Origin of the sequence: uncultured Holdemanella sp. (assembly GCF_934772795.1) — a bacterium.
Lineage (GTDB): Bacteria > Bacillota_I > Bacilli_A > Erysipelotrichales > Erysipelotrichaceae > Holdemanella.
In genome coordinates this window covers 1-6183 of record NZ_CAKVMR010000092.1, presented here as the reverse complement: position 1 = coordinate 6183, position 6183 = coordinate 1, and the positions used below count along the sequence as shown (strand labels likewise).

Here is a 6183-nt window from a genome sequence, read left to right as displayed (position 1 = left end):
GCGAATTTTAAGCTGCCTAGCGCATTACCCTATGTAATCTTATAGCGTATCTAGACCCTAACTATTTTTATATAGTCGAAATTAATGAAGAGGGCCAGTAATTGGCCTTCTTTGTCTATATTCTGGTAAATTTAGTGAATTGTTTGAGATGTATTTTTGGGCTTGTTAATATGGTGGTGAAGGGAGATGAAAGGTATGGGTAAAAGATTGTTGTCAATACTAGGATTGTTGATTGTGATAGTGGGTATTGTGTTTGGTGGTAATCTTGTTTTAGTTATTATTGGATGTGTAATTCTTGGCTTAGGACAGATAATCAAGGATAAAGAAGATAACGGATTAAATATGAATGTTGTACATGAGTTCTTTGAGGATGTAAAGATGAATCCAGATACGCATATACTGAATGTTAGTGATACAAATATTCCTTTGCCTAAACATGATTATTGTAGTGGCAGTGGATATGTACAAGGTAAATATAAAGGTTTAGATGTAGAGTTTTGTACCATTAAACTTACAGATGTGACAGAGGTCTTGCGTGATGAGACTGGTTTGTGGGAAAAGAATGAAAATACAGTTTATACGGGAGAATGGATGTTGTATAAGTTGGATTGTAAGTTTAAGACATGGCTAACTATATATCCTCGCAGTTTATTGGATAAACAAAGTATTAAAACTGGAAATGAGGCGTTTGATAAGAAGTTTAATTTGACTTGTGGGGATGAGAAATTGGCTCTTGAGATATTGGATGCGAATCGACTAGAGCGAATTATGGCTTTATCAAATCATAAGTTTTCAATAAACTTGAATGAGGATGGAAGACTTTATATTGCAGCTCATAGTTTTAAGAATATGAATGATTTAAAGTGGTTTGTGGATATGATTGATGTGTTTAGGGGATAATCAATGAATTATAAAGAATTGTATTTAGAAACAAAAGGGATGCTTGAAGAATTTGATTTTATTGATGATTCAAAAATAGCGGTATTAACTTATTGTAAAAATGTTGATGATCTAAAATTAGTGCATGACTTTATTATGGATAAGAAGTATAAGAATATTTACGATATTCCAAAATATGCATTTTATTTGTATATGAAAAGGAATCATCCAGAAAGAATTATTGAGGATTAAAAATGCCAGAGAAATAAAATCTCTGGTTTTGATTTAATGAAAAGTTTGCCAAATTGTTTGCCAGAAAATAGTGCTTTATAAACAAAAAAAAGTTCTGAACCCCTTTATATAAGGTAAATTCAGAACTTTGAGTTTCAAACTGGCAGGGGTAGTAGGACTCGAACCCACATCAACGGTTTTGGAGACCGCTATCTTAGCCTTTGGACGATACCCCTAAGTGCCTGTTAATGATATCATGATTTAAATGGTTGCGCAAGCCCTTTTTTTAAAAAAACTCAATTGACAATAATATGAGGGTTACTTATAATTAATTAGGTATTGTAAAGAACATACCTAAAAGGAGGCTCTTATGTCAAGCCAAGTAGTTGTAGGTACCCAATGGGGCGATGAGGGTAAAGGAAAAATCGTCGATGTTTTAGCAGAAAAGGCGGATATGATCGTTCGTTTCCAAGGTGGAGACAATGCAGGTCATACAGTCATTGTAAATGGTAAGAAACATGTATTGCACTTATTACCAAGTGGTGTTCTACATGAAGAAGCAACTTGTATCATTGGTCCAGGAGTTGTTTGTAACCCATTTGTATTATTAAAAGAAATGGAACAATTAGAAAAAGATGGTTTATCAACGAAACACATCATTATTAGTGACCGTGCACAGATGTTAATGCCATATCATCAATATCAAGATGAATTAGAAGAGCAAGCTGCAGCTAATAAAATCGGAACTACAAAACGTGGAATTGGTCCATGTTATGCAGATAAGTATGCTCGTCGTGGTATTCGTTATCATGAATTTAAGGATTTTGAACATTTTAAAGCTCGTTTAAAAGACTGCTTAGATTTCAAAAACAAATTATTTGCTGCCGTATATGGTGGAAAAGCTATGGATTACGATAAGATGGTAGCTGATTTTGAAGCTATTTATGATCGTATTGTCCCTATGATCCAAGAAACAACACACTTAGTCAATGAAGCATTGGATGAAGATAAGACAGTATTATTTGAAGGGGCTCAGGCAGCTATGCTTGATATCAACTATGGTACATATCCATATGTAACTTCTTCAAGTCCAACAAGTGCTGGTGTTACTACAGGTGCTTGTGTTGCACCAAGTCGTATTCAGACTGTTGTTGGTGTTGTAAAAGCTTACTCAACACGTGTAGGTGAAGGACCATTCGTAACTGAGTTATTAGATGAACAAGGTGAATGGATTCGTGAACAAGGTGGAGAATATGGAGCTACTACAGGTCGTCCTCGTCGTTGTGGATGGTTGGATCTATTAACTGTAAAACACGCAAACTTAATGAGTGGATTAACAGATATCGTTATCACTAAGATTGACGTGTTAGATGGTTTAGATGAAATCAAGGTTTGTGTAGGATACGAAATCGACGGTAAAGAATATAATTATATTCCTAGTGACCAGGCAGATGTTGCCAAAGCGAAACCAATCTATAAGACTTTCAAAGGTTGGAAGACAGATATCACTAAGATGACTTCAGTCGATCAATTGCCTCAAGAATGTTTAGACTATGTACACTTCATTGAAGAATTCACAGGCGTACGTGTTTCTATGATTTCTGTAGGACCAGATCGCGTTAATAATATTTACGTACATGAGATCAAGTAATTTGATCTCTTTTTTGATAATATAGAGGTGGTGGTGATTTACATGATACTCGATACAATTCATGGACATTATAATTCTTTCTTTGATTCCGAGAAGAAAATTGCGGATTATATTATCCAACATCCAAAAGAAGTGGTAAATATGACAATCAAGGAACTTGCGAATGCATGTAATACTTCGCAGGCAAGTGTTTCACGTTTTGCCAGAAAATGTCAGATGGACAGCTTTCATCATTTAAAGGTGAATTTGGCTAGGGATTGTGTCAATGAAATCGAACATAAATCAAATACCATTTCTACTGGTGATATTGCAGGTTCGTTGGAAACAATTTTATCCAATAAAATTTCTGAGCTTACGGCTACTATTCGCAATATAGATGTGGATCAATTGAGTGTGATTCTTTCTTTGATTCAAAATGCCAAACACGTACTTGTATGTGCCGTAGGAAATACGATTCCAGTGGCATTGGATTGTATGTTTAAGTTTAACGAGATTGGTATTCCAACATTTACTTCAACAATTTGGGAGAATCAGGCATCGTACGCGCTAGGACTTGATGCAAGTGATGTCGTGATTGCCATCTCAAATAGTGGAGAGAGCAGTCAAGTCTTAGCGGTTTGCAGGGAAATGAAAAAGCGTGGGGTGCCAACGATTGGAATAACGAATAATGAAGATTCGGTTGTTGCCAAAGAGTGCTTGTATCATATTCAAACGTCTACGCGTGAAAAGCTATTTTTAAATGAGTTTTGTTTTTCTAGAATTTCAGCTGCGACTGTGATTGAAATTTTATATTTATTTTTAACGAATACTTTAGAAAATAGTTATGATCAAATTAGTCAATGTGAAGAATTATATGCTTCTTTGAAGGTATAGTTCTTCTTTTTGTATGAATTGAAATTACATTAATAATATATTGACGAAAATAAATTACATGATATAGTGAAAGTGGTGATGATTATGAAAAAGAAATGTGCATTATATGCATCAAAATTAGTAAAGGATGGTATGGTTGTAGGCCTTGGTGGAGGTAGTACCATATCGTATTTAATTGATTATGTGAAGGATAAAGATATCAAGGTGGTATCTCCTTCTTCTAAGACGGTATTGTTAGCTCAAAAGGCAGGTTTGACTGTATTGAATACGCAATATGTGGATCATGTTGATATTGCCTTTGATGGTTGTGATGAAGTGGATTCGCATTTAAATGCTTTAAAAAGCGGTGGTGGTATTCATACACAAGAAAAGATCATTGCGTCTATGGCGGATAAATATATTGTATTGGTGGATGAAAGTAAATTTCATGAGACTTTACCTTTTCAAGTACCTGTTGTAGTGGAAGTGTTGCCTAAAGCATTTAGTATTGTGAAAAAGAAATTAGAAGAATTAAATGGGAATGTTGAGTTGCGTACAGCAGCGAATAAAGATGGATTTCTAATGAGTGATGAAGGAAATATCTTATTGGATGTTTATTTCAATGATGTACAAGATATTGGTTTATTGAATCAAACATTATTGATGATGCCTGGTATTGTGGATACTAGTCTATTTGTCGATATACTTACCGGATTCATATTAGTAAATGATAAAGGTGTATTTAAAAAGGAAAAAAATGGAGAATTCAATGCATTATAATTGGGGAATTGTTGGTTCTGGTTGGATTGCACATGATATGGCAAGTGCCTTGATTCAAGAAGGTGTTGGAATATATGGTGTAGCTTCTGGTCATTATAGTTCGGCTATAAAGTTTTCTGAAGAGTTTTCAATTGAACATGTATATGAAAATTATCAAGCAATGTTTGAAGATGAAAATATAGATATTGTTTATATTGCGACTCCGCATAACTCGCACTATGAAATTATGAAGGATGCTTTGTTGCATAATAAACATGTCTTTTGTGAGAAGGCAATCACTTTAAATTCTAAAGAATTAGACAAGTGTGTAGAGATTGCCAAAGAAAGACGTTTAGTAATCAGTGATGGAGTTACCTTATTTCATATGCCTTTGTTTAAAGAATTGAAGAAAGTGATTTCATCCAATTCTTTAGGTCCGGTAAAGATGGTTCAAGTCAATTTTGGAAGCTTTAAAGAATATGATGTCAACAATCGTTTCTTTAATCCCGATTTAGCTGGTGGAGCCCTACTTGATATTGGTGTGTATGCCGTTAGTTTTGCGCGTTGGTTTATGTCGAGTAAACCAAATACAGTACTAACAACGATGACACCATTTGAAACGGGTGTTGATGAATCAAGTGGTATCTTACTACAGAATAAAGAGATGGAGATTGCGACTATTTCTTTAACGATGCGTGCAAAACAGCCGAAAAGAGGTTTGGTGGCTTGTGAAAATGGGTATATTGAAATATATAATTTTCCTAGAGCTGATAAGGCGACAATCACATATACAAGTGATGGACATACTGAAGAGATTGTTTATGGAGAAAGTAGTTTAGCACTCAACTATGAGATCCGTGATATGGAAGAATATGTTTCAAGTTTAAATGGACAAACAAATTTAGAATATATTCAAGATGTGATGGATGTATTGACGAGGGTACAAGAAAGTTGGAAGGTACATGAATAAAAAATATTTTTTCTTTGACATTGATGGCACTTTAACCGATCGTAAAACTGGTAAGATCGTGCCAAGTGCACAAGTCGCATTAAATGAACTACAAAAGGCAGGTCATTTTGTAGCTATTGCGACAGGTCGTGCTCACTATAAAGCACGTAATTTTATGGAGAGTGTGGGTTTACATGATATGGTTTGTTGCGGTGGCGGCGGATTAGTCATTAGTGATGAATTGGTGCAAAATATTCCTTTAGATTTAGATAAATCAAAGGCCATTGCCAAACAAGCATTGTCTTTAGGATATGGCGTTTTATTTGCGCTAGACGATTCAATTAAGGTATATACAAAGGATCATACATTCCAGAATCAAGTAGGTGATCGTAAGGAGCCTACGGAATATATTTATGATGAAAATTTGGATGTAGACAAGCTGGATGTGATTTATAAAATGTATATTTCTATTCCAAAAGAGAAAGAATCTGAAATGACTTTAAAGGATACATTAGGCAATATGCGTTTTGTGCCAGATTATCTAATGTTTCAATATGATGCGAAACACCAAGGTATCTTGGATATGATGCAGCATATTGGTGGTGATTTAAAAGACGTGGTTGTCTTTGGGGATGACACCAATGATATGGTTATGTTTGATCCGCAATGGACAAGTGTAGCGATGGGAAATGCGTGTCAAGAATTAAAGGATATCGCAACATATGTTACAGATGCCAATGTGGATGATGGAATTTATAATATTTGTAAGAAAATGGAATGGATTTGGCGCAATAAATTTGGATGGGGTTAGGTGAATTTGCTCTCCAAGATTTTAAGGGGCGGCATATACCCCAAAACGGTT

The 6183-nt window shown here is 34.8% G+C and carries 7 protein-coding genes and 1 tRNA gene; 7 read left to right on the top strand and 1 reads right to left on the bottom strand.

Features of this window, described 5'->3' with window-relative positions:
- Positions 1-195: 195 nt before the first annotated feature.
- Together Q0F04_RS11185 and Q0F04_RS11180 are read left to right on the top strand one after the other, a co-directional pair.
- A complete protein-coding gene (locus Q0F04_RS11185) occupies positions 196-900 on the top strand; it encodes a DUF3137 domain-containing protein (RefSeq protein WP_295753331.1) in 705 nt (234 codons plus the stop codon).
- A gap of 3 nt (positions 901-903) precedes the next feature.
- A complete protein-coding gene (locus tag Q0F04_RS11180) occupies positions 904-1131 on the top strand; it encodes a hypothetical protein (protein ID WP_295753329.1) in 228 nt (75 codons plus the stop codon).
- A gap of 140 nt (positions 1132-1271) precedes the next feature.
- Here Q0F04_RS11180 and Q0F04_RS11175 read toward each other — a convergent pair.
- Positions 1272-1346, bottom strand: a tRNA-Trp gene (locus Q0F04_RS11175).
- A gap of 134 nt (positions 1347-1480) precedes the next feature.
- Here Q0F04_RS11175 and Q0F04_RS11170 point away from each other — a divergent pair.
- From Q0F04_RS11170 to Q0F04_RS11150, 5 genes are all read left to right on the top strand, one after another.
- The gene (locus Q0F04_RS11170; protein WP_295753327.1) at positions 1481-2761 is read left to right on the top strand and encodes an adenylosuccinate synthase; all 1281 of its coding nucleotides are present in this window, start codon (positions 1481-1483) and stop codon (positions 2759-2761) included.
- A 42-nt stretch (positions 2762-2803) separates the two neighbouring features.
- Positions 2804-3634, top strand: a complete 831-nt coding sequence (locus Q0F04_RS11165) for a MurR/RpiR family transcriptional regulator (protein WP_295753325.1) — start codon at positions 2804-2806, stop codon at positions 3632-3634.
- An 84-nt stretch (positions 3635-3718) separates the two neighbouring features.
- Positions 3719-4393 (top strand): ribose 5-phosphate isomerase A, encoded by a 675-nt coding sequence (rpiA, locus tag Q0F04_RS11160; RefSeq protein WP_295753323.1) that lies wholly within the window; start codon positions 3719-3721, stop codon positions 4391-4393.
- Complete coding sequence (locus Q0F04_RS11155) at positions 4383-5342, top strand: Gfo/Idh/MocA family oxidoreductase (protein WP_295753322.1); 960 nt, start codon at positions 4383-4385, stop codon at positions 5340-5342. The genes rpiA and Q0F04_RS11155 overlap by 11 nt, the downstream gene beginning before the upstream one ends.
- Positions 5335-6132, top strand: coding sequence for an HAD-IIB family hydrolase (locus Q0F04_RS11150; RefSeq protein ID WP_295753319.1), 798 nt, complete (start codon positions 5335-5337; stop codon positions 6130-6132). The genes Q0F04_RS11155 and Q0F04_RS11150 overlap by 8 nt, the downstream gene beginning before the upstream one ends.
- Positions 6133-6183 lie beyond the last annotated feature (51 nt).